The organism is Rhizobium sp. YAF28 (genome assembly GCF_052113285.1).
Lineage (GTDB): Bacteria > Pseudomonadota > Alphaproteobacteria > Rhizobiales > Rhizobiaceae > Rhizobium.
In genome coordinates this window covers 336,462-360,324 of the sequence record NZ_JBFRCX010000005.1, presented here as the reverse complement: position 1 = coordinate 360,324, position 23,863 = coordinate 336,462, and the positions used below count along the sequence as shown (strand labels likewise).

Annotated in this window: 21 protein-coding genes; 12 read left to right on the top strand and 9 right to left on the bottom strand. The window is 60.3% G+C overall.

The window, feature by feature from the left end; translation table 11 throughout:
* Positions 1 to 6: 6 nt before the first annotated feature.
* From AB4Z13_RS14120 to AB4Z13_RS14105, 4 genes are all read right to left on the bottom strand, one after another.
* Entirely contained in the window at positions 7 to 795 is a 789-nt protein-coding gene (locus AB4Z13_RS14120) for an ABC transporter permease (protein WP_113324551.1), read from the bottom strand.
* Positions 792 to 1,685, bottom strand: coding sequence for an ABC transporter permease (locus AB4Z13_RS14115; protein WP_310389255.1), 894 nt, complete (start codon positions 1,683 to 1,685; stop codon positions 792 to 794). The genes AB4Z13_RS14120 and AB4Z13_RS14115 overlap by 4 nt, the downstream gene beginning before the upstream one ends.
* 74 nt (positions 1,686 to 1,759) lie before the next feature.
* On the bottom strand, positions 1,760 to 2,863 hold the full coding sequence (locus tag AB4Z13_RS14110; protein WP_439015960.1) for an ABC transporter substrate-binding protein: 1,104 nt from the start codon (positions 2,861 to 2,863) through the stop codon (positions 1,760 to 1,762).
* 188 nt (positions 2,864 to 3,051) lie between these two features.
* Positions 3,052 to 3,924 carry a MurR/RpiR family transcriptional regulator gene (locus tag AB4Z13_RS14105; protein ID WP_113324548.1) on the bottom strand — a complete coding sequence of 291 codons (873 nt, stop codon included), beginning with the start codon at positions 3,922 to 3,924 and terminating at the stop codon, positions 3,052 to 3,054.
* Positions 3,925 to 4,100: 176 nt separating this feature from the next.
* On the opposite strand from AB4Z13_RS14105, the gene AB4Z13_RS14100 reads away from it, so the two are divergent.
* From AB4Z13_RS14100 to AB4Z13_RS14070, 7 genes are all read left to right on the top strand, one after another.
* Positions 4,101 to 4,871: an N-formylglutamate amidohydrolase gene (locus AB4Z13_RS14100; protein ID WP_439015959.1), complete on the top strand. Its 771-nt coding sequence runs from the start codon at positions 4,101 to 4,103 to the stop codon at positions 4,869 to 4,871.
* 121 nt (positions 4,872 to 4,992) lie between these two features.
* Positions 4,993 to 6,540 (top strand): amino acid permease, encoded by a 1,548-nt coding sequence (locus tag AB4Z13_RS14095; RefSeq protein ID WP_310389261.1) that lies wholly within the window; start codon positions 4,993 to 4,995, stop codon positions 6,538 to 6,540.
* Between the two features lie 146 nt (positions 6,541 to 6,686).
* A complete protein-coding gene (locus AB4Z13_RS14090) occupies positions 6,687 to 8,051 on the top strand; it encodes a glutamine synthetase family protein (protein ID WP_439015958.1) in 1,365 nt (454 codons plus the stop codon).
* A gap of 96 nt (positions 8,052 to 8,147) precedes the next feature.
* Positions 8,148 to 9,533, top strand: coding sequence for an aldehyde dehydrogenase family protein (locus AB4Z13_RS14085; RefSeq protein ID WP_439015957.1), 1,386 nt, complete (start codon positions 8,148 to 8,150; stop codon positions 9,531 to 9,533).
* Positions 9,530 to 10,684: an iron-containing alcohol dehydrogenase gene (locus tag AB4Z13_RS14080; protein WP_439015956.1), complete on the top strand. Its 1,155-nt coding sequence runs from the start codon at positions 9,530 to 9,532 to the stop codon at positions 10,682 to 10,684. The genes AB4Z13_RS14085 and AB4Z13_RS14080 overlap by 4 nt, the downstream gene beginning before the upstream one ends.
* A gap of 236 nt (positions 10,685 to 10,920) precedes the next feature.
* Entirely contained in the window at positions 10,921 to 11,631 is a 711-nt protein-coding gene (locus tag AB4Z13_RS14075) for a ParA family protein (protein WP_007824085.1), read from the top strand.
* 129 nt (positions 11,632 to 11,760) lie between these two features.
* Entirely contained in the window at positions 11,761 to 12,876 is a 1,116-nt protein-coding gene (locus AB4Z13_RS14070; RefSeq protein ID WP_439015955.1) for a helix-turn-helix transcriptional regulator, read from the top strand.
* 6 nt (positions 12,877 to 12,882) lie between these two features.
* Here AB4Z13_RS14070 and AB4Z13_RS14065 read toward each other — a convergent pair whose 3' ends face one another.
* Positions 12,883 to 14,268: a L,D-transpeptidase family protein gene (locus tag AB4Z13_RS14065; protein WP_439015954.1), complete on the bottom strand. Its 1,386-nt coding sequence runs from the start codon at positions 14,266 to 14,268 to the stop codon at positions 12,883 to 12,885.
* Between the two features lie 255 nt (positions 14,269 to 14,523).
* Between AB4Z13_RS14065 and AB4Z13_RS14060 the strand changes: the two genes are divergently transcribed.
* The 3 genes from AB4Z13_RS14060 (at position 14,524) to AB4Z13_RS14050 (ending at position 16,205) form a co-directional block, all read left to right on the top strand.
* Entirely contained in the window at positions 14,524 to 15,360 is an 837-nt protein-coding gene (locus AB4Z13_RS14060; protein ID WP_439015953.1) for a DUF4432 family protein, read from the top strand.
* An 86-nt stretch (positions 15,361 to 15,446) separates the two neighbouring features.
* On the top strand, positions 15,447 to 15,785 hold the full coding sequence (locus tag AB4Z13_RS14055; RefSeq protein ID WP_113324539.1) for a TIGR01244 family sulfur transferase: 339 nt from the start codon (positions 15,447 to 15,449) through the stop codon (positions 15,783 to 15,785).
* A gap of 75 nt (positions 15,786 to 15,860) precedes the next feature.
* Positions 15,861 to 16,205 (top strand): RidA family protein, encoded by a 345-nt coding sequence (locus AB4Z13_RS14050; protein WP_113324538.1) that lies wholly within the window; start codon positions 15,861 to 15,863, stop codon positions 16,203 to 16,205.
* Between the two features lie 59 nt (positions 16,206 to 16,264).
* Here AB4Z13_RS14050 and AB4Z13_RS14045 read toward each other — a convergent pair whose 3' ends face one another.
* From AB4Z13_RS14045 to AB4Z13_RS14030, 4 genes are read right to left on the bottom strand one after another with little or no spacing between them, the layout of a single operon-like run.
* The gene (locus AB4Z13_RS14045) at positions 16,265 to 17,923 is read right to left on the bottom strand and encodes a thiamine pyrophosphate-binding protein (RefSeq protein ID WP_439015952.1); all 1,659 of its coding nucleotides are present in this window, start codon (positions 17,921 to 17,923) and stop codon (positions 16,265 to 16,267) included.
* Positions 17,924 to 17,936: 13 nt separating this feature from the next.
* A complete protein-coding gene (locus AB4Z13_RS14040) occupies positions 17,937 to 19,136 on the bottom strand; it encodes a CaiB/BaiF CoA transferase family protein (protein WP_439015951.1) in 1,200 nt (399 codons plus the stop codon).
* A gap of 44 nt (positions 19,137 to 19,180) precedes the next feature.
* Positions 19,181 to 20,137 (bottom strand): DMT family transporter, encoded by a 957-nt coding sequence (locus tag AB4Z13_RS14035; RefSeq protein WP_113325781.1) that lies wholly within the window; start codon positions 20,135 to 20,137, stop codon positions 19,181 to 19,183.
* Positions 20,134 to 21,081: an alpha/beta fold hydrolase gene (locus tag AB4Z13_RS14030; RefSeq protein WP_439015950.1), complete on the bottom strand. Its 948-nt coding sequence runs from the start codon at positions 21,079 to 21,081 to the stop codon at positions 20,134 to 20,136. The genes AB4Z13_RS14035 and AB4Z13_RS14030 overlap by 4 nt, the downstream gene beginning before the upstream one ends.
* Positions 21,082 to 21,251: 170 nt before the next feature.
* On the opposite strand from AB4Z13_RS14030, the gene AB4Z13_RS14025 reads away from it, so the two are divergent.
* On the top strand, positions 21,252 to 21,989 hold the full coding sequence (locus AB4Z13_RS14025; protein WP_439015949.1) for a ribonuclease T2 family protein: 738 nt from the start codon (positions 21,252 to 21,254) through the stop codon (positions 21,987 to 21,989).
* A 108-nt stretch (positions 21,990 to 22,097) separates the two neighbouring features.
* Positions 22,098 to 23,747 carry an energy-dependent translational throttle protein EttA gene (ettA, locus tag AB4Z13_RS14020; RefSeq protein ID WP_442206188.1) on the top strand — a complete coding sequence of 550 codons (1,650 nt, stop codon included), beginning with the start codon at positions 22,098 to 22,100 and terminating at the stop codon, positions 23,745 to 23,747.
* Positions 23,748 to 23,863 lie beyond the last annotated feature (116 nt).

Genomic DNA, 23,863 nt, shown 5'->3' with positions numbered 1-23,863 from the left:
AATACCTTATACCCTAGCCGGGCGGGCTTTGCCAAAGCGGGAAACGAGATTGAGCAGGCCCATGCTGAGCCAGGTGATCGAAAATGCGATGACGGCGAGCGCCGAAGGCTCATAGGCCTGGTTGGCGCCGACACGCTGCAGGTAGGGGCCGAAAGCAGGGCGGCCGAGCAAGGCTGCCATGGTGAATTCGCCCATGACGATCGCGAGCGTGATGAAGGCGCCCGAAAGCACGCCGCTCATGACGTTCGGAAAAATGCACTTGAACATGATCGTCGTCCACCTCGCACCAAGGCTTTCGGCTGCTTCCGTCAGCGTGCGGACGTCGATGGCGCGCATGGCGGTATCGACGGCGCGGTACATGTAGGGCAGCGAGAGCGTGATGTAGGAGAACATCAGCAGGATGTTGGTGCCCGTCGTGGAGCCGGTCAGCGGCAGGTACGAGGAGGACTTGTACATTTGAATATAGCCGAAGACGATGACGATCGCCGGGATGACGAGCGGCAGCAGCGTGATGAATTCGACGACCTGACGCATCTGCGGCAGGCGCAGGCGTACCCAATATGCGGTGGGTACGACGAGCAGCATGCCGAAGACGATGGTCAGCGCGGCCATCATCATGGAGTAGCCGAACGTCTCGCGGAAACTGGCATCGGAAAAGACAGACTGATAGGCGTCGAACGAATAGGCGTCACGACGCTTGCGCAGGGAGAATTCCAGCGTACCGAGAAGCGGGACGATGAAATAGGTTGCACCGATGATGATGGCGATCCAGGCGCCGATACGTTGTCCCTTCATTTTTGCCACCGTTCAGCGCGCATGCGCAGCATGAGATAGAGAACATTCGAAACGCCGGTGATGACGATCATGCCGAGCGCGATCGCGTAGCCGAGATTGGCGTTGTGAAGCACGTCGCCCTGGATCTGTGCGTAGAGCAGGATCGGGACGATGTTGAGCGACGAGCCGGTCAGCGCATAGGCCGTTGCAATAGCGCCGAAAGCGTTCGCAAACAGAAGCAGCGTGGTACCGAGCAGGCTTGGCCAGAGGATCGGCAGCGCAACCATTGTCCAATACTGGCGGTTGGTGGCGCCGAGGATTTGTGAAGCTTCGCGCCATTCCTTCTTCATGCCGTCGAGCGCCGGCGTCAGGATCAGCACCATCAGCGGGATCTGGAAATACATGTAGGTGATGGTGAGGCCGAAGAAGGAGAGAAGGTTGAAGCCGGTGCCGTAAAGGTTGAAGCCGAACCAGTCGCGCAGGAAGAGGGTCACAAGGCCGGTGCGGCCAAGCGTTGCCAGGAAGGCGAAGGCGAGCGGCACACCGGCAAAGTTCGAGGCGACGCCCGAGAATGTCAGCAGCGTTGCGCGGACCCCGCTCGGCAGCCCGCCGAGCACGACGGCCCAGGCGAGAAAGAAGCCGATCAGCGCGCCACCAAGAGCGGATGCGACCGAGACGCGGATACTAATCCAGTAGGCGCTCATAATGGATGGGGTGAAAAGATCGCTGATATTTTTCAGCGTTAAATCGCCATCGGGCGTCAAAAACGCGCCCGCCACAAGATACAGAGTGGGGATGATCAGGAATAGCAGAGAAAAAATAATAAAGGGTGCAATGCCCAGCCAGTCGATCACACGATCTTTGTTGATCAAGGGGGCAGTGCTTACCATAGGCGTTGAAACGGTGCTCATGGAAAAGCTCATCCTGGGGCGTCGGAGTGAGAAAAGCCTCCCCGCCTTGGTAGGCGGGGAGGCGAGGTCAGATATTACTGAACGTTGGCGCCGACGACGCTATCCCACTTGGTGGTGATTGCGGTCTTGCCCTTGTCCTGCTCGTCGAGCGTCGGGAAGACGGCCTTTGCATAGCCTTCAGCCGGCGGCAGCTTGTCGAGCAGTTCCTTCGGAACCTTGCCCTTCTGAGCGAGGTCGTTGAAGCGGATCGGGTGGCAGTAGCCCTTCAGCCAAGCGAGCTGGCCTTCGTCCGAATAGAGATATTCCATCCAGAGCTTGGCAGCGTTCGGGTGCGGAGCGAAAGCGGAGATCGCCTGAACGTAAACGCCTGCGACAACGCCGGTCGACGGAACGACGACTTCAACCGGCGGGTTGCCGGCAAGGCTGTCGCGCCATGCGAGGCCGTTGTAGTCCCATGCGACGACGATCGGGGTCGAGCCCTGAGCGAGCGAAGCGGACTTGCCGATAACCGGAACGAGCGCGCCGGCCTTGTTCAGCTCTGCGAAGTAAGCGAGACCAGCTTCACCAGCCTTCGTTGCGTCCTTTTCACCGGTTGCAAGACCGGCAGCGTAAACGGCCTGAACAGCCTGGTTCGAAGCGCGCGGGTCGCCGGCGAGCGAAACCGTGTTGGCATATTCCGGCTTCTTGAGGTCAGCCCAGTCCTTCGGGACGTTCTTGACGATATCGGTGTTCACGACGAAGGAGAGAACGCCGTAGTAATCGCCGTACCAGTAGCCTTCGGCATCCTTGGCGCTGTCCGGAATGGAATCCCAGGTGGAGACCTTGTAAGGCTGGATCAGGCCGTCCTTCTTGGCAGACGGACCGAAGGAGAGGCCGACGTCGATGACGTCAGGCGCCTGCGGGCCGGTGTTGCCCTTGTTGGCCTTGATTGCTTCGACTTCGTCGCCCGAACCTGCATCCGGGTTCAGTTCGTTGATTTCGAGGCCGTACTTGGCCTTGAAGCCTGCGATGACGTCGCCGTAGCCGCACCAGTTATGCGGGAGAGCGATCGTGGTCAGCGTGCCTTCCTTTTTGGCGGCAGCGATAAGATCAGCGCTCGGCTCAGCTGCTGCGATCGCAGTCGAAGCAACGATCATCGCAGTAGAAAGCGAGAGCAGTCGAGAAATGTTAGAGATCACTGTTGTTCTCCTTCGGGTTTTCAGTGTCCGATGTGCTGTTACTGGCGTTAGATGAAGCTTGTATGACAGTTGAATGACGTTAATTTTCTCATGAATAGCAGGTGCTTGCGCCAATGTTTCATTTGCGACAGGCTGTCCTGTTTCCGCGAAATCCGTCATTGTTTTTGCCCTTTTTTTAGTTGTCCCTCCTAACCGGGTTTGCGGAAAAGCCGGGTCTGTTCGAACAGGCCTTCCAGCGTTTTCATGCGCTCCTTCGTTTCGTCCCAGGTCGAGTTCTGCACCGCCTCGATGAGCGCCTCGACGATAAAGAGTGTGACAACGGAGGAATCCCAGGCCGACGGCGCCTCGATCTGCACGCGAAAGGCGTGACGGGCGAGCTTGGCAGCGGGCGAAGCCCACTGGTCGGTGAAGACGATGATTTCGGCTCCGCGCTTACGGGCGGCAGTGGCGAGGCTCACCATTTCCTGCTCGTAGCGGCGGATATCGAAGATGATGAGCAGGTCACCCGGATTCATATTGAGGACGTATTGCGGCCAGCTCGACGAATTGGAAGAAAGCAGCGCCGTGTTCGGGCGGATGACCTGCATATGGGTGAAGAAATATTCGGCAAGTGCGCCGGTGATGCGTCCGCCGACGAAATAGAGCGTGCGCTTGCGGTCCGAGAGCAAGGCTGCGGCGTTATCAAAGGTAGCCGTATCGAGATCGGAGAGCGTCTGGCGCAGATTGCCCATGATGGCATCGGCGAAGCGGTTCAATATATGGGTGCCCGGCGCGTTCTGGGCCCAGCGGTCGTGCTTGGCGATCGGATTGGAAATCGTCGCCTCGACTTCCTGATGCAGATGCTGCTGGAAGTCTGGATAGCCCTTGTAGCCAAGCTTCTGGACCATGCGCACGACCGTCGGCGTAGAGACGCCGGCATTTTCAGCAATCGTGGTGATGCTGCCGAGGCCGGAGACGGGGTAGTTGTCGAGCAGGCTTTCGGCCAACTGCTTTTCGGCGCGTGTGAGCACGCCGAGATGTGAATGAATGACGTCCGAAACGGTCTTAGCCGCGACACTCACGTGATTTTGCTCCCCGGGATGGTCTGATGCCACTTTCCCACTGAAAGTTAACAACGCTGTCACAATCCATGTCAACAAGTGTCATGAAAAGAAATTTTCAGAACGCGCTTGACACTGTCGAGAACCTGAAGAATTCTTTTCTTGTAAAGATTTTATTAAGCGATGGAGAGGTGCTGTTGGTGCTGGCTCAGCCCCGAATTCTCAGCGAAGCGGACGGCGATTGCGTCGCAATCGAACGCGTCCGCGGCAAGAGTCCCGTGCTCATCATCTGCGAGCACGCATCCCGCACGCTTCCTGAACATTTCGGTAATCTCGGCCTCTCCGAAGAAGCGCTTTTAAGCCACATCGCCTGGGATCCGGGCGCGCTTGCCGTTGCCCGCGGCATTTCGGCTGCTCTCGATGCGGCGCTCATCTACCAGCGCTTCTCCCGGCTGATCTATGACTGCAACCGGCCGCCGAGTTCGCCGGGCGCCATGCCCGAGGTCAGCGAGATCTACACGATCCCCGGTAACAAGGATTTGACCGGGGAAGAGCGCCTTGCGCGCACCGAAGCGCTTTACCAGCCGTTCCACGATGCTGTTCGCGCCTTGATCCGTGACCGCCAGGCGAGGGGGCAGGATAGCGTCATTGTGACGATTCACAGTTTCACACCGGTCTATAATGGCCAGCAACGCGCCGTCGAGCTCGGCATCCTCCATGACGAGGACAGCCGCCTTGCCGACCGCATGCTGGTATCAGCGGCCGAGGCGCCGCTCTACCGCACCGAACGCAACGAGCCCTACGGGCCGGAGGACGGCGTGACGCACACGCTGATCCTGCACGGCATTTCCAACGGGCTTCGCAATGTCATGATCGAGGTCCGAAACGACCTCATCGCAGACGATACCGGCCAAGGGGTCGTGGCCGACTATCTCGCAAGGCTCATCCAGGAAAGTCTGGACGCCTGAATAAAACATAAGACCCCGGGGAGCAGTTTAACTGCGAACAGCCCGCAAGGCGAAAAGCCACGGGCACTATTGGCACTGGATTGGCCGCAATTCCGCGGGCGATTGTCAACAGGGGGAAGTCATGTCGGACTATACCGAAAGTGATAAAAAGCAGGATGTGCATATCCTGCATTCCATGGGCTATGCCCAGGAACTCGAACGGCGGATGAGCTCGTTTTCGAATTTCGCCGTTTCCTTTTCGATCATCTGCATCCTCTCCGGCGGTATCAACTCGCTGGCGCAGGCGACCTCGGGCGCGGGCGGTGCCGCCATCGGCATCGGCTGGCCGATCGGCTGCTTTGTTTCGCTCGTTTTTGCCGTCGCCATGGCGCAGATCAGCTCCGCCTATCCGACGGCAGGCGGGCTCTATCACTGGGGTTCGATCCTCGGCAACCGTTTCACCGGCTGGCTGACAGCCTGGTTCAACCTGCTTGGCCTCGTCACGGTTCTCGGCGCCATCAATGTCGGCACCTATTACTTCTTCATGGGCGCCTTCGGCACGAGCTATCTCGGCCTGACGGACACGACGCTGGTGCGGATCGTCTTCCTGGTGATCATCACCGGCGCACAGGCGCTTGTGAACCATATGGGCATCGGGCTCACCGCAAAGCTCACGGACTTCTCCGGCTACCTGATCTTTGCAACCGCGATCGTGCTCGCAGCCGTGTGCCTGCTTGCCGCACCGTCTTATGAGTTCGGCCGGCTCTTCACCTTTGCCAACTATTCCGGCGAAGTCGGCGGCAATGTATGGCCCACGACATCGGGCGCCTGGGTGTTCCTGCTCGGCCTTCTGCTGCCGATCTACACCATCACCGGTTATGACGCTTCCGCGCATACTTCGGAAGAAACCGTCAAGGCGGCGCATTCCGTTCCGCGCGGCATGGTCGCGTCGGTCCTGTGGTCGGCGCTTTTCGGCTACATCATGCTGTGCGCCTTCGTGCTCATGCTGCCGAACATGGACGACGCGGCAAAGCAGGGCTGGAACGTGTTTTTCTGGGCGATGGACAGCCAGGTGAACCCGATCGTCAAGGATATCCTGTATCTCGCGATCTTCGTCAGCCAGTGGTTGTGCGGCCTTGCGACCGTCACCTCGGTCTCGCGCATGATCTTCGCCTTCTCGCGTGACGGCGGCCTGCCGGCCTCCAAGGCGCTGTCGAAGGTCAGCCCGAACTACCGCACGCCGGTTGCTGCGATCTGGACGGGCTCGATCCTCTCGGTGCTCTTCGTCTGGGGCTCGTCGCTCGTCTCGATCGGCGACACGCCGGTTTACACGATCGTCGTATCCTGCACGGTCATCTTCCTGTTCTTCTCCTTCGCGATCCCGATCGCACTCGGCCTCTTTGCCTGGGGAACCTCGAAGTGGGACAAGATGGGTCCGTGGAACCTCGGCGAAGGCATGTTCAAGCTCTTCGCGGTCCTCTCGATCCTCGCGATGATCCTGATCTTCGTTCTCGGCATTCAGCCGCCGAACAGGCCGGCGCTCTACGTCACGGTAGGGTTCCTGGTGCTGACGGGCATCGTCTGGTTCGGCTTCGAAAGCCGCCGCTTCAAGGGCCCGCCGATCGGCGACGAAGTGGCAAAACGCCAGGCCGAGATCGCAGCGGCCGAAAAGGCCGTCGGCGAAAGCTAAGAACTGAGGCTTCCCTCTCACATGGCGGGGCCGCATCACGCGGCCCCCTCACGGTTCAACGAAAAGGCATCGGGCGGGTTGATCCCGGCGGTCGCATGCCGTTTCGTTTTCCCGATTTCTCAGGTTCAATTTCAGGCGGATACATCATGAGCAGCTATACTCTCGACGATCTCAGACAGGACGTTGCCGACGGGCGCATCGATACGGTGCTGGCCTGCCAGGTGGACATGCAGGGGCGCCTGATGGGCAAGCGTTTCCAGGCGGAATTCTTCCTCGAAAGCGCGTGGAAGGAAACGCATAGCTGCAACTACCTACAGGCCACCGACATGGAGATGGAAACCGTCTCCGGCTACAAGGCGACCAGCTGGGAGAAGGGCTACGGCGACTATACGATGAAGCCGGACCTTTCGACGCTGCGGGTCATCCCCTGGCTCGAAGGAACGGCCCTCGTTCTCTGCGACGTGCTCGACCACCATACGCATGAGGAAGTGGCCCATTCGCCGCGCGCGATCCTGAAGAAGCAGGTCAAGCGCCTGGAGGACATGGGCATGAAGGCCTATATGGCCTCCGAACTCGAATTCTTCCTGTTCGACCAGACCTACGAGGCGGCACAGGCGTCCGGATACCGAAACCTGAAGCTCGCCAGCGCCTATAATGAGGACTACCACATCTTCCAGACGACCAAGGAAGAAGAGGTAATGCGGGCGATCCGCAAGGGCCTGCAGGGTGCGGGCATCCCGGTCGAAAATTCCAAGGGCGAGGCTTCCGCCGGCCAGGAAGAAATCAATGTGCGTTATGCCGATGCGCTCACCATGGCCGACCGGCATGCGATCATCAAGAACGGCTGCAAGGAGATCGCCTGGTCGAAGGGCAAGGCAATCACCTTCCTTGCCAAGTGGCATTACAATGCCGCCGGCAGTTCCTCGCATATCCATCAGTCGCTCTGGAGTCTCGAAGAAAAGCCGCTCTTCTTCGACCATGCCGGCCATCACGGCATGACACCGCTGATGCAGAACTATATTGCCGGCCTGCTCAGCCACGCGAGCGAGATCACCTATTTCCTGGCGCCTTACATCAATTCCTACAAGCGCTTCATGGCCGGCACCTTCGCGCCGACCAAGGCCGTCTGGAGCAAGGACAACCGAACGGCGGGCTACCGCCTCTGCGGCGAGGAGACCAAGGCGATCCGTATCGAATGCCGCGTCGGCGGCTCCGATCTCAATCCCTATCTCGCCTTCGCGGCCCTGCTTGCCGCCGGCATCGACGGTATCGAAAGGAAGCTGGAACTGGAGGCGCCCTATGTGGGGGACGCCTATTTCGGCAAGGACATTCGCGAGATCCCGCGCACGCTGCGGGCTGCCACCAAGGCGATGACGGAATCGGAGATGCTGCGCGCAGCCTTCGGTGACGACGTCATCGACCACTATACCCGCGCTGCCGAATGGGAGCAGGAAGAATACGACCGCCGCATCACGGATTGGGAAGTGGCGCGCGGCTTCGAGAGAGCTTAAGAACATATCCGAAGCGGAAAGCCGCCCGACCGGATTCTCCTACGGAGAACAAGTCGTGGTGTCTTTCCCTGCGGCCAAGAAAACAGGATTTAGATCATGACGATGATCCAATGCATTTCGCCGATTGACGGCTCTGTTTACGCGGAGCGTCCGGCGCTTTCGCTTGAAGCGGCAAAGGAAGCCGTGGCGCGTGCGCGCAAAGCGCAGAAAGCCTGGGCCAAACGCCCGCTCGAAGATCGCGTCCAACTGGTGCTGAAGGGCGTCGCCCGTCTCAACGAGATGTCCGATGTCGTCGTGCCCGAGCTTGCATGGCAGATGGGCCGGCCGATCAAGTATGGCGGCGAATATCGCGGCTTCAACGAGCGCTCCAACTATGTCGCCTCGATCGCAGCCGATGCTCTGGCTCCGCTCGTCGTCGAAGAAAGCGACAAGTTCGAGCGCCGTATCGAGCGCGAAGCCCATGGCGTCGTCTTCGTCGTGGCGCCCTGGAACTACCCCTACATGACGGCGATCAACACGATCGCGCCGGCGCTGATGGCGGGCAATACCGTCGTGTTGAAGCATGCCTCGCAGACGCTGCTCGTCGGCGAGCGGCTGGTGCAGGCCTTTGTTGAGGCCGGTATTCCAGAGGATGTGTTCCAGAACGTCTTCCTAGACCATGAGACGACCTCGGCGCTGATCGCCGCCGGCAGCTTCAACTTCGTCAATTTCACCGGTTCGGTCGAAGGCGGTCGCTCGATGGAACGCGCTGCGGCCGGCACCTTTACCGGTCTTGGCCTCGAGCTCGGCGGCAAGGATCCGGGCTATGTGATGGAGGATGCCGATCTCGACGCCGCCGTCGACACGCTGATGGATGGCGCGACCTATAATTCCGGCCAGTGCTGCTGCGGTATCGAGCGCATCTATGTGCATGAATCGCTCTATGACGCGTTCGTCGAGAAGTCGGTCGCCTGGGTTTCGAACTACAAGCTTGGCAACCCGCTCGATCCGGAGACCTCGCTCGGCCCGATGGCGCACAAGCGCTTTGCCAAGGTGGTGCGCGAGCAGATCGCCGATGCTGTTGCCAAAGGCGCCAAGGCGCTGGTCGATCCGAAGCTTTTCCCGGCCGATGACGGCGGCGCCTATCTGGCACCGCAGATCCTCGTCAATGTCGACCATTCCATGGCCTTCATGCGCGAAGAGACCTTCGGCCCAGCCGTCGGCATTATGAAGGTTAGGAATGACGACGAGGCATTGGCGCTGATGAATGACAGCCAGTACGGGCTGACTGCTTCGCTCTGGACCAAGGATGCGGAGCGGGCAGGACGGCTCGGCCGTGAAATCGAAACAGGCACTGTCTTCATGAACCGCGCCGATTATCTCGATCCGGCTCTGTGCTGGACCGGCGTCAAGGAAACCGGCCGCGGCGGCTCGCTGTCGATCATCGGCTTCCACAATCTGACGCGCCCGAAATCTTACCATCTCAAGAAGGTTACAGCATGAGCAGCGCCAACATCACCGCAAACTGGAGCTATCCGACATCAGTCAAGCTCGGCCGCGGCCGCATCAAGGAACTGGCCGACGCCTGCAAGAGCCTCGGCATGAAGAAGCCGCTGCTCGTCACTGACCGCGGCCTCGCCTCGATGGCGATCACCAAGAACGCGCTCGACATTCTCGAAGATGCCGGCCTCGGCCGCGCGATCTTCGCCGATGTCGATCCGAACCCGAACGAGAAGAACCTCGAAGCCGGCATCAAGGCCTTCCGCGACGGCGGCCATGACGGCGTTGTTGCCTTCGGCGGCGGTTCGGGCCTCGATCTTGGCAAGTGCGTGGCCTTCATGGTCGGCCAGACGCGCCCGGTCTGGGATTTCGAGGATATCGGCGACTGGTGGACACGGGCGAGCGTCGAAGGTATCGCGCCGATCGTTGCCGTACCGACCACGGCGGGCACCGGCTCGGAAGTCGGTCGCGCCAGCGTCATCACCAATTCCGTGACGCATGTGAAGAAGATCATCTTCCATCCGAAGTTCCTGCCGGGCGTCGTCATCGCCGATCCGGAACTGACGGTCGGCATGCCGAAGATCATCACGGCCGGCACCGGCATGGATGCCTTCGCCCATTGCCTGGAAGCCTATTCCTCGCCCTTCTACCATCCGATGTCGGCCGGCATCGCGCTGGAGGGCATGCGGCTCGTCAAGGAATTCCTGCCGCGCGCCTATAAGGAAGGCACGGATCTGGAAGCCCGCGCCAACATGATGTCGGCAGCCGCTATGGGCGCTGTCGCCTTCCAGAAGGGTCTCGGCGCCATCCATGCGCTCTCGCATCCGATTGGCGCCGTCTACAACACCCATCACGGCATGACCAATGCCGTCGTCATGCCTGCAGTGCTGCGCTTCAACCGCTCGGCTATTGAAGAGAAGATCGCACGTGCGGCAGCCTATCTCGGAATTTCGGGCGGCTTCGACGGTTTCTATGATTACGTGCTGAAGCTGCGTTCCGAACTCAACGTCCCTGACAATCTGACGGCGATGGGAATCACCCCCGACCGGCTCGACGAACTGGCGGCGATGGCGATCGAAGACCCGAGCGCCGGCGGTAATCCGGTTGCATTGACGCTTGAAAATACCAAGACCCTGTTTGCGGATTGCTTCTGATCAGATAAAGGCGGACCTATCAACTGGCCCGGAAAACCTTGGTTTTCCGGGCTTTTTTGTTTTTAGCGCATGCTTATTTCTGATGATGCGAAAAATGCAGGCCGCAATTTCAGCGGGTCCGTTTAACGGTTTGTTAACCACGATTGGCAAGGATGAGTTAACCGCACGATGCTCCGACAGTGCGATTAACAACGAGCGATGCCGGCTCGCGCCATTTCCCTTCGAGGACTAAGAATATGCCAGTCATCACATTCGCAAATACCAAGGGCGGTGCCGGCAAGACCACAGCCGTATTGCTGCTTGCTACCGAACTTGCCCGTCAGGGCTACCGCGTCACCATCCTCGATGCCGATCCGCAGCACTGGATTTCGCGCTGGCACGAAATTTCCGGCCATGTGGCAAACATCAGCGTCATCGATTTCGTAACGACCGCCTCGCTGCCGCAGCACATCAGCGAAAACAAGCAGAATACCGATTACTTCATCATCGACCTGCCGGGCGCGCGCAATCCGCTGCTGGCAACAGCCGTCGGCCTCTCCGACCACGTGCTGATCCCGATCCAGGGCTGCGCCATGGATGCACGCGGCGGCGCCCAGGTTCTCGAACTGCTCCAGTATCTGGAGGAGAAGGCAGGCATCAAGATCGGCCATTCGGTCGTGCTGACCCGGGTCAACTCCATGGTCACTACCCGCGCGCTGCAACTCGTCAAGGCGCTGCTGAACGAGCGCCACGTGCCGGTTCTCGATACGGCGATCATCGAACGCTCGGCCTTCCGCGACATCTTCGATTGCGGCGGCACGCTGCATACGATGGATCCGATGCGCGTCAGCAATCTCGACAAGGCTCGTGAAAACGCCCTCTGTTTCGCCGAGGAAATCATCCGCAAGGTGCCGGGCCGGCTGCCGGTTGCCATTCGCCTAGCAAACGCCATGGGCCGTGCTGCCTGATCAGACTAGCGGGGGGTAGGGAAATTGATGCCTCGGCTTCGACCGGGGCATTTTCCATTTGAAATTACATTTGCTCACTGGTGTAATGGTTATCAGGTTGTAAAAATCCCTTCACGCGCGAAGCAACGCATGAGCATCACCCGGCAAGTCGACGACAAGCTTATCGATTCCATCTACGGAATCGTTTTTGGCGAAGCGCGATGGGATACGTTTCTGACGGAGTTGAACGGGCTGTTGCCGGGGGCGGGAACCAGCCTTTTCTATCACGACGCTGCGCGGGCGGAAGGTTCGTCGCAATTCCACATCAACATGGATCAGTCGTGGATCGACACCTACACGCGCTATTACTGCCGGCTGAACCCGTGGATATCCGGTCTGGATAGGACACCCACGGGGCAGGGGGCAATCGGCGAGGATTTCATATCCTATGCGGAGCTTTCCAGGACCGAGTTCTTCAATGACTTCTGGCATCGGCATGAAGGTCACGGCGCCGTCGGCATGGCGATCCTGCGCGAGGGCAGCCGGTCGTTCAATCTTTCGATCACCACGACCCGCTGGACCGACCCGAATGAGAGCCGGGCCTGTGCTGGGCTTCTGACACGGATCGGGCCGCATCTGAGGCGGGCCTTCATCGCGCTGGAATCCGGTGGCCGGCAAAAGAGCCATTCGGAGATCAACGGACGACTGTTCGATGCCATTGGGGTCGGTGTGCTCCTCCTGAATTCAGAGCGACGACTGATGTCCACCTCTGGCTTGGGAGAGGCGGTGCTCGAACAGGGAACAGGTGTTTGGCTTTCACCGCTCGGAACGGTGCATCTTGCCGACAAGGATGCCGACGACCGCCTCACACTGATGCTGCGGCATGGAGAGGAGGCGGAGCGTCAGCAGACGGTTCTGACCGACGGCCGGAAGATCACCTTGCTCAAGCTTGAAAAGAGCCTCCAGCCACGCTTCTTCGAAAGGCCTGTTGTCGCCGTCCTGATCGAGCCGAAACAAAGGCCCGCGGGGCTGAGTGATGAGAAACTGCGCAACGATTTCGGTCTCACGCAGGCTGAAATCAGGGTCGTCAGGGCGCTGGTTTCGGGAGGCTCGGTTGCGGGCCTGGCTGCCGAAACCAGCCGTTCACGAGAGACGATCCGCTCGCAGGTGCGGTCCGTCTACATGAAGACGGGTGCCAGGAAGCAGGTAGAGCTCTTGCGTCTCATCCAGTTCGGCGAGCGCCCGGCCGAGGCGCCGGGCGAATAGATTTCCTCAATCGACGAATTCGACCGTCACGCCAGGCTTGACCATCTTGGCAAGCTCCGTCGCATCCCAGTTCGTCAGGCGAATACAGCCATGGCTCTGGGTGCGGCCGATCCTGGAGGGGTCGGGCGTGCCGTGAATGCCATAGGTGGGCTTGGAAAGCGCCATCCAGACCGTACCAACCGGGCCGTTTGGACCGGGCGGGATATCGAGGATCCTGTCATTGGCGCCTTGCTGGAAATTGATCTTGGGATTGTAGGTATAGCCTGGATTGAAGGCGACGCGCTCGACGGTGACGATGCCTGATGGAGATGGCGTGTCGGTGGAGCCGATCGAGGCGGGGTAGGCGGCAACGAGGTTGCCGGCGTCGTCATAGGCAAAGACCTGCTTGCGGCCCTTGTCGGCGAGGATCTTCGCGACTGCGCCCTTCTTGTTCTCGCCGGGATTGACGACCTTGATGACGGTGCCTGGAATTGTGAAATCCGCGCCGGGGTTCATTTCCTTCAGGAAGTTCTCGTCCATGTGGAAACGTTCGGCGAGCGCTTCGGTTACGGATGTGTAGGCGAGGGACGGCAGGAGCGCCTTCTGTGAATAATCTTCCGGGATCTGTGCGACATAGGGACCGGCCGCATCCGCATCCGTGATCGTGTAGTTGACGACCGGCAGGCCGCCATTCATGCGCAGTTCTTCGAGGATCGCATCCGTATTGTTTGGATCGAGCTTGGTGCCGGTCATCTGTTCATAGGCGTAGACCGCCTTGGTGACATTGGAGCCCATATGGCCGTCGATGACACCGGGCGAAACGCCTGAGCGATCCAGAAAGACCTGAAGGGCCACGATCTCGGGCTTCGACTTGTCCTTGAGGGTGATCACAGGTTCCTGCGGTACCTGACGCGGCTCATCGGCGGGTGGAATCTGCTGATCGGGCTCGATTGCGGCATAGTCGTCCTGACCCTGTTGGTCGCCGGGGTAAGGCTGATCCTCGAGTGGCCGGCGCTCTATGGCAGCATCCTGCGGAATGGAACCGGTTACCGGGCCGCGCTCGGAATAGCGCGTGTCGCCATGGCGGTTATCGTCAGGATAATAGGGATCGTTATTGTAGGCGTCGTTATAGACTTCGCGATTTGTGCGCGGTGAATAATAGCCGCGGGCGCGCATCTCGGTGGCGATGATGTTGCCGTAGCGGTCGACCAGTACGCGATTGCCGCTGTAGTCACGGGCATAGACGAAGCCGCGGCCGGGCGGGACATAGTCGAGAATTTCGCCGCCTGGCGTCACCAGCACGATATCGCTCCGGTTTCGGCCATATTGCTGGGCATCGGCCTGTGGCGCGACGGCAGCGAGCGCCAACAGCATGGCCGAAAAAGAAAAGGCCGATTTCATAAAGCGATTCACGTCTCACACCTCGATCAGTGGCTCGGCAGACACACACCTGCGAATTTTGACGCTAGTGTGGAATTTCTTAAGCCGTGCTGAACAAAACATAAAAACAACGGTGTTTTGCGTTTACTCATAAACGCTTGCGCGAAGATGACGTTCCTGTGAAGTCGCCGGTTGCGGTGCTCCCTGACCATTTCACCGGTGTCGATTGACGAGGGTGATCGCACGACCTAACCCTACCGCAACCAAGATTCCCCGGGAGGACAGCCGATGATCGAATTTGCCGCCGCAAGCGGGCCGCGCCTGATGCTGGACGAAACATCGGTGCTGGATATCGCCGGCTGCATTATCGAGGGCGTGGATATCGCGCCCAAGCGGGCCATTCCCGACGATGGCGACCCGCGAATCGATCACTCGCTGGAAGGCTTCCTCTTCACCTGCGGTCCTGATCATATCCGCCACCGGCAGCCCATTCCCGGCACTGATGGTAAGATCTATCCGCTGCACGGCTCTGCCTCCGGCCATCCGGCCAAGGTGCTGTGGACGAGGTTGGAAAACGGCGATGCCGAATGCCGCGCCGATATCGACATCACTACGGTCGAGGGCCTGCCGCAGCGCATCGAGCGGCTGTGGCGGATCGACGGGGCGACCGGCGAGGTCTCGCTCGAAGATCGCGTCGTCAATACGAGCAGCGAGACGGTGCCGACCTTCCTGATGTACCATATGAATACCGGCGGCAAATGGCTCGACGCGGCGACACGGCTCGAAGGCCGGATGCTGGAAGGCGGTGGCTTTCCCTGGACCTTCGGCGAGGAGCCGGGCGGCATTTTCTGCGTCGAGGCTCCGGCCACTGAAGATGGTTTCGCCGAAGTCCGGCTCGGGCCGATTGCTGCGATCCGCGGCAAGACGCTGAGGGTGCGTTTCCGCGCCGATACGTTGCCGCATCTGCAGATCTGGCGGAACCAGAAGGCGCCGGCGCATATTATCGGTATCGAACCGGTGTCGCACCGGTGGGTGCTGCGCCATGAGCTGGAAGCGGCCGGTGAGTTCAACTGGCTGAAGCCGGGTGAAAGCCGCAGCTACGGCCTGCGTTTCGCTTTCGTCTAATGAAGGGGCGTTCGGCGAAGACGTGTTGACGCCTACGGGAGTGCGTCGTAGACCTTCAGCCCACCATTTTCGAGGAGATTGAGACGATGGATATCCGCCAGATCGACGATGAATACTCCGTTTCCGGCCAGATCACGGTTGACGAACTCGACCAGATCAAGGCGCTCGGCTTCAAATCCATCGTCTGCCATCGTCCGGACGGCGAAAGCCCGGACCAGACGCCTTTTGCCGTCATCGAAGCCCGTGCCAAGGAGCTTGGCCTGCAGGTCACCCATGTGCCGGTCGGCCCGATGGGCGTGACCGAGGAAGCTGTGCAGGGCATGGTCGACGCACTCGACGAATTCGAGCGCCCGATGCTCGGTTACTGCCGCTCCGGCGCACGCTCGACGGCGATCTATCAGAAGACGCACCACATTCGCGCTTAGTCTTCAGTTTGGAAGGCTGAATATTCCGATGCCGCCTGAAGGCGGCGTCTTTCATTTGATGAACAGGAGAACACGATGAGCATCAAGCGTATCGACATCGGCGCCCGCATGAGCGGTGCCGTCATCCACGGCAACACCGTCTATCTCGCAGGCCAGGTCGGCGAAGGCGAAAGCGTTTCCGATCAGTGCAAGTCGGCACTCGGCGAAGTCGACCGTCTGCTCGCCGCTGCCGGCAGCAGCAAGTCGAAGATCCTGCAGACGATCATCTATCTCTCCGATATCGCTTACTTCGCAGAGATGAACGCCGTCTGGGAAGGCTGGATCGACCCCGCAAACCCGCCGGCCCGCGCCACCAGCGAAGCCAAGCTCGCTGCGCCGAAGTACAAGGTCGAGTTCATCGTCACGGCTGCTCTCGACTAAGAGCGCTCAAGAGCGACCAATCAAAGCCGGTGAAGTGTGAACCAGATTGGTTCACGGCCTCACCGGCTTTTTGTTTGGGCGATTTCCGAGAGAGTGCGGGTCGGCGTGATCGCTTCGGGATCAAGCTTGATTTCGATGATCGCCGGCTTTCCGCTGTCGCGCGCCCGCTCGAAGGCCGGTGCAAAATCCTCGGTCTTTTCCACCGTCTCGCCATGGCCGCCATAGGCGCGGGCAAGGGCTGCAAAATCCGGATTGGTGAGGTCGGTGGCGCTGACCCGGCCCGGATAGTCGCGCTCCTGATGCATGCGGATCGTGCCGTAGATGCCGTTGTTGACCACGACCGCTATGATCGGCAGGTCGTAGCGCACGGCGGTCGCAAATTCCTGTCCGTGCATCAGGAAACAGCCGTCGCCGGCAAAGCAGATGACTTGCCTGTCGGGAAAGAGCCGCTTGGCGGCAACGGCGGCCGGCAGGCCGTAGCCCATGGAGCCTGAGGTTGGCGCTGCCTGCGTATTGAAGCGGCGGAAGCGGTGGAAGCGATGCACCCAGGTGGCATAGTTACCGGCGCCGTTGGTGAAGATCGTGTCCGGCTTGGTATTGGCTTCCAGCCATTCCATGATCGGTCCCATTTGGACGGCGCCCGGACCCGTCGCCGGCGGCTTCGACCAGGAGAGATAGGCCTGATGCATCCGCTCGGTTCGTTCGGCCCAGCGCGGTTCAGCCGGGGCTTCCAGATCGGCGAGCGCTTCGACGAAATCGGCGGGACTGGCGCAAATCGCCAGATCCGGGCGGTAGACACGACCGAGCTCGGACGGATCCGGATGGATATGGACGAGTGACTGAGCCGGGTAGGGGATATCGAGCAGCGTGTAGCTCGATGAGGGCATTTCCGACATGCGGCTGCCGAGCAGGATCAGCAGGTCGCTTTCCTTGATCTCTTTCGCCAGCGCCGGATTGATTCCGATACCGACATCGCCGGCATAGGAGGGATGCAGATGATCGAACAGCATCTGGCGGCGGAAGGAGCAGCCGACCGGCAGGTTGAAGCGCTCGGCGAAGGTCTGGAAATCGGCGACCGCGTCGGCATCCCAGCGGGTGCCGCCGAGGATGACCATCGGCCGCTCGGCCTTCAAGAGGCGCAGGTAGAGATCATCGATCTGGCTGCGGCCCGGATGGGCTTCGACGCGCGTATGGCGCTTGGCGCGAGGCGCTTCGACCTCGTCGCGCAGCATATCCTCGGGCAGCGTCAGTACCACCGGACCCGGACGGCCCGATGTGGCGATCGCAAAGGCGCGGGTGACGAATTCCGGGATACGGGCGGCATCGTCGATCTCACCGACCCATTTGGAAAATTCGGTGAAAGCGCGGCGGAACTCGACTTCCTGGAAGGCTTCGCGCTCGCGCGCCTCCCGCTGCACCTGGCCGATGAAGAGGATCATCGGGATCGAATCCTGCCGGGCAATGTGCAGGCCGGCGGAGGCATTGGTGGCGCCGGGGCCACGGGTGACCATGCAGATGCCGGGTTCGCCGGTCAGCCGGCCCCAGCAATCCGCCATCATGGCAGCACCACCCTCCTGGCGGCAGACGATAACGTCGATATCGCTGTCATGCAGGGCGTCGAGCACGGCGAGGAAGCTCTCTCCCGGCACGCAGGAGAGGCGTTTCACGCCGTTTGCCTTCAGCGCCTCGACGATCAATTGCCCGCCTGTCCTCTTCATGGCCCCTTCCTTCTCATGGCGATGTCTTCCTCTCCCATTCTACCAGTTCGGTCAGAACCTCTTCATTGTGCTCGCCAAGGCGCGGGCTCGGCCGTTCGTAACGCAGCGGCGTTTCCGATAGCACGACCGGCGTGCGCACACCCGGGATCATCGTGCCTGCGGCATCCGGCAGATCGATGCGCAGGCCGCGCGCGACAATCTGCGGATCGGCAAACATTTCTTCGATCGTGTTGATGGCGCCGGCCGGGACGGCGTTGTCCTCGCAAGCCTTCAGGAGGTCGGCTTTTTGCCATTTCAGCGTTTCGGTGGAGACCATCCGGCGCACTGCATCTCTGTTGGCGACACGTGCCTTGTTGGTCGCGAAGTTCTCGTCATCGGCGATGACGAGGCCGAGGATCGTGCAGAGCCGGCGAAACTGGCCGTCATTGCCGACGGCGAGAATGAGATAGCCGTCAGCCGTCGGCACGACCTCATAGGGCGAGATATTCGGATGTGCATTGCCGAGGCGCACTGGCGCGCGGCCGGAAACCAGATAATTCATGTTCTGGTTGGCAAGAATTGCCGATTGCACATCGAGCAGCGCCATGTCGATCAGCTGGCCTTCGCCCGCCTTCAGGGCATGGATGAGGGCAGCTTCGATCGCCGAGACCGCATAGATGCCGGTGAAGATATCTGCAATCGCGACACCCGCTTTCATCGGCTGTCCATCTGGTTCGCCCGTTATCGACATGAAACCCGACATGCCCTGGACGATATAGTCGTAGCCGGCGAGACTGGCGTAGGGGCCGGTCTGGCCGAAGCCGGTGATGGAGCAATAGACAAGGCGCGGATTGATCGCTTTCAGGCTCTCATAGTCGAGCCCGTATTTGACGAGGCCGCCGAGCTTGAAGTTTTCGATCAGCACGTCGGCGGTGGCGACGAGGCGGCGCACCAGCGACTGGCCTTCCTCGCTTTTCAGGTCTGCGGTGACGGAGCGCTTGCCGCGATTGGCGGAATGATAATAGGCGGCGGAGAGATTTTCGCCATCCGCGCCTTCGACGAAGGGCGGCCCCCAATGCCTGGTGTCGTCGCCGCCATCAGGGTTTTCCACCTTGATGACATCGGCGCCGAGATCGGCCAGCATCTGCCCCGCCCAGGGGCCGGCCAACACACGCGCAAGCTCGATCACCCTAATGCCCGCAAGCGGCGGCTTCTTCTTCACGTCTTCCGTCATGTTCCTCCCAAATTCCTCCCAATTCCTCCTATGGGCGGCGGATTTCAGGGCGCCCTCGTTGCCTCAGATGTATCGGATACGGGTTTGGAAGCAAAGCGCCGCTCGCGCCAGATGATGTAGAGGCCCGACGCGATGACGATGAGGATGCCGAGCCATTTCAGCGCGTCCGGGAAATCGGCGAATACCAGCCAGGCAAAGACCGTGGCCGAGACGATTTCCAGATATTGCAGCGGCGCAAGCGTGGAGGCCGGGGCGGCGCGATAAGCGTAAGCCGCGAGAATGCCCGTTATCGCTGCGGCAATGCCCGTACCCAGCAAGTAGCCGAAGGCGGGAAGATCGGGCATGGTCGTGTCGAAAATGTCGGAGCCGCTGCCATAACCGAAGAACAGGATGACGGTGCAGAAGAAGATGCCCCAGAGGCCGGTTTGGAACTGCATGGCCCAGGGATCTTCCCGGTGTGACAGCACGCGTGTCATCAGCGCGAAGACGGCGATGCAGAAGGCGCTGACGACGGGCAGCAGGGCGATATAGCCCACCTGCTCGAAGCTCGGCTGGATGATCAGCATGGCGCCCAGGAAACCGACGGCGCAGGCGCTGTAGCGGCGCCAGCCGATGGTTTCCTTCAGGAAGATGCTGCCGAGGATCGTCAGGATGATCGGCTCGACGAAGAAGATAGCGATGGCATCGGCAACCGCCATGACCTTCAGCGTTGTGACGAAGCAGATCATCGAGATGGTGACCATCGCGCCGCGGATGGCATGATACCAGCTCTGCTTCAGCGAGAACTGGATCTTTGCGCCGCGCAGGAAGATGAAAGGCAGCATTGTGAGCGCCTGGATGACGAAGCGGAAGCCGGCCACTTCAGTGGAGGAGATGGTTGTCGTCGCCAGCTTCGAGAAGATGTCGATCAGCGGCGAGATCAGCACCGAGAGCAGCATGAAAAGCAAGCCGAACGTCACCTCGGATGAGGCGGGATGGCGGGTGGAACTCAGGCTCGTCATCTCAGGTCCTTTCGCTCGGGACCGCGGATTGCCTCGTCGCACCAACCGGCGAAATCCGCAATTGCCGTTTCCGCGCCGATCTCGTTCAGCGTTTCATGTCGCATGTCCTGATATATCTCAGTGCTGATACGGGAGAAGCCTCGGCTTTTCAAACGCTTTGACAACCAGAGCACGGCTTTTCCATTGTTGGTTGCCGGGTCCTTGCCGCCGCCGACCAGATGGATCGGCATGTTCTTCGGCAGGGTCTCGAGCCGTTCCTTTTCGATGCCGCGGAAGGTGAGGGCGAAGACATCGAGCCAGAGCGACACCGAAGCATCGAAGCCGCAAAGCGGATCGGCAATATAGGCGTCGACCTCGGCCGGATCGCGCGACAGCCAGTCGAATTCCGTACGGTGATCGGGAACGGATTTGCCCCAGGCGGAAAATGTCAGCCTCGGCAGCATGTCACTCGGCACGTCCGAGCCTTTCAGCATGCGTTCGGCAAGGAGGATCGCCTGTGCAGCGCGGCCGGAGAGACCGACGGCGAAAATCGAATTCCAGACGGCAAGGGCTGCGAAACGGCGGGGAAGATCGGCGGCTGCATTCAGCGCGATCAGGCCGCCCATGGAGTGACCGAGCAGAATGACGGGCAGGCCCGGGTGACGGCCCGTGGCAAAGGTGTGCATGGCGGCGATATCGCTGATGACACTCTCAACACCGTTGCGTCTCGCAAAGCGACCGAGCGGCGCATCATCGGCCGTTGTCTCGCCGTGGCCGCGATGGTCATGCGCATAGACATGGTAGCCGCTTGCCGCCATGGCCCCGGCAAAGCGGCGGTAACGGCGGGAATGTTCGGTAAGACCGTGTGAAATCATCAGGATGGCGCGCGCTTGCCCCACGGCGGGCTGGTGATGATAGGCAAGCGAAGCCGCGGCGTTTTGCAGCCGCAATGTCTCGGAAAACATGCATTCCTCCCACGCCCAAAAGACCAGATATCAAGGCAAATGCAATATTGCGGTTTCGCTCATACATAAGAAAAGCATGCTTGCCCCTGCGATTCAGGGTTGCGCAAACTTCGGCTTCATGCTTGTTTGTTCCTGTATTGTTCTTTGTCGGAGCTATTTCGGGGCTAATAATGGGCAAGTTTCTACTCTCGGTTTCCATCCTGTTCCTTTCGCTGTCGTCAGTCGTTTCCGTATCCGCACAGGAAAGCGGGCGCACACGGTTCATCCTTGCGGCAAGCTGGCAGCCGGCATTCTGCCAGACCAACCAGAAGAAGGCTGAATGCGCCAGCCAGAGCGGCGACCGCTATGACGCCACCAACTTTTCTCTCCATGGTCTGTGGCCGATGCGGAAGGACTATTGTGACGTATCCGCCGACCAGAAAGCCGCCGACAAGGACGGCCAGTGGATGAGCCTGCCGGCGGTGAACCTTTCGGCCGAGACGAAGAGTGCGCTCGACAAGGCGATGCCCGGCACGCAATCGGCGCTCGAGCGGCATGAATGGATCAAGCACGGCACCTGCACGAAAATGAGTGCCGACGATTATTTCGCCACCGCCATTCATCTGATGGGCGATCTCAATGCTTCGGCCGTGCGTGATCTCTTTGCCGCCAATGTCGGCAAGACGCTGAAGGCCGATGCAATCAAGGCGGCCTTCGACAAGAGCTTCGGCGCAGGTGCCAGCGACCGGGTGAAGATGAGCTGCCGGCGCGTCGGCAACAAGCGCGTGATCAGCGAACTGACGATCGGGCTTTCGCAGGATACCGTTTCGGCTCAAGCGAAGGAGAAGGGCCTCGGTGGCCTCATCCAGGGGGCAGGGCAGACTTCCTTCGGCTGTGACGAAGGCATTGTGGATGCAGCCGGCTTCTGACGGAAACATGCCGAAATCCCGACGAAACGGGGTTTCGGCGTTGCCCGACGGCGTGGTTTCGCCTACATAGCGGCCACGATTTCAAGTTTCCGCCCGGAGCATCCCAGCATGGCACGCCAGTTCATCTATCATATGTCCGGCCTCAACAAGGCCTATGGCAATAAGAAGATCCTCGAGAATATCCACCTTTCCTTCTATCCCGATGCCAAGATTGGTATCCTGGGTCCGAACGGCGCCGGTAAGTCCACCGTGCTGCGCATCATCGCCGGTCAGGACAAGGAATATACCGGTGAAGCCTGGCTCGCCGAAGGCGCGACGGTCGGATACCTGGAACAGGAACCGAAACTCGATCCGAACAAGACAGTGTTTGAGAATGTCATGGAAGGCGTTGCCTCCAAGACGGCTGTGCTCGAGCGCTACAACGAATTGATGATGAACTATTCCGACGAGACGGCGGACGAGGGTGCAAAGCTCCAGGACATCATCGACAGCCAGAACCTCTGGGATCTGGAAAGCCAGGTCGAGATGGCAATGGAAGCCCTGCGCTGCCCACCGCGCGACGCCGAAGTCACCAGCCTTTCGGGTGGTGAGCGTCGCCGTATCGCACTTTGCCGCCTGCTGCTGTCGCAGCCGGATCTGCTTCTGCTCGACGAACCGACCAACCATCTGGACGCCGAAACCATCGCCTGGCTCGAAAAGCATCTGCGCGATTATCCGGGCGCCGTGATGATGATCACCCACGATCGCTACTTCCTGGACAACGTCACCGGCTGGATCCTGGAACTCGATCGCGGCCGTGGCATCCCCTACGAAGGCAACTACTCGGCTTACCTGCTCGCCAAGGCCAAGCGCATGCTGCAGGAAAACCGCGAAGAGGCAGGCCGCCAGAAGGCGATCAGCCGCGAACAGGAATGGATTGCTTCCAGCCCGAAGGCCCGCCAGGCCAAGTCCAAGGCGCGTATCAAGTCCTACGAGCAACTGGTGGAGGCCGCCGAGAAGCAGCGTCCCGGCGACGCGCAGATCATCATCCCGGTCAGCGAGCGTCTCGGCCAGATTGTCATCGAAATGGAAGGCATCACCAAGGGCTTCGAGGGCCGCACGCTGATCAACGACCTGTCGATCAAGCTGCCGCCGGGCGGCATCGTCGGCATCATCGGCCCGAACGGCGCCGGCAAGACGACGCTGTTCAAGATGATCACCGGCCAGGAAAAGCCGGATGCTGGATCGGTCCGCATCGGCGAAACCGTGCATCTCGGTTATGTCGACCAGAGCCGCGATGCTCTCGACGGTAACAAGACCGTCTGGGAGGAAATCTCCGGCGGCGCCGAAATTATCAAGCTCGGCAAGTTCGACATGAATTCCCGTGCCTATTGCGGCGCCTTCAACTTCAAGGGCGGCGACCAGCAGCAGAAGGTCGGCAATCTCTCGGGTGGTCAGCGCAACCGCGTTCACCTTGCCAAGATGCTGAAGGCCGGCGGCAACGTTCTGCTGCTCGACGAACCGACCAACGACCTCGATACGGAAACGCTGGGTGCTCTGGAAAGCGCGCTGGAAGCATTTGCCGGCTGCGCCATCATCATCAGCCACGATCGCATGTTCCTCGACCGTCTGGCCACGCACATCCTCGCTTTCGAAGGCGAGGGCCATGTCGAATGGTTCGAAGGCAACTTCGAGGACTATGAGCAGGACAAGGTCCGCCGCCTCGGCCCCGACGCCTTGAACCCGGGCAGCCAGGCCCACAAGCGCCTGACGCGCTGATCGGCTCTTTGCGCTTTTCGAAAGCCCCGGCTGGTCCGGGGCTTTTTTGATGTCTGCTGTCGTTATCACCACAGGCAAGTTCGCAAATCGGTAAAATGCCGCTTGCCTCGGCTATC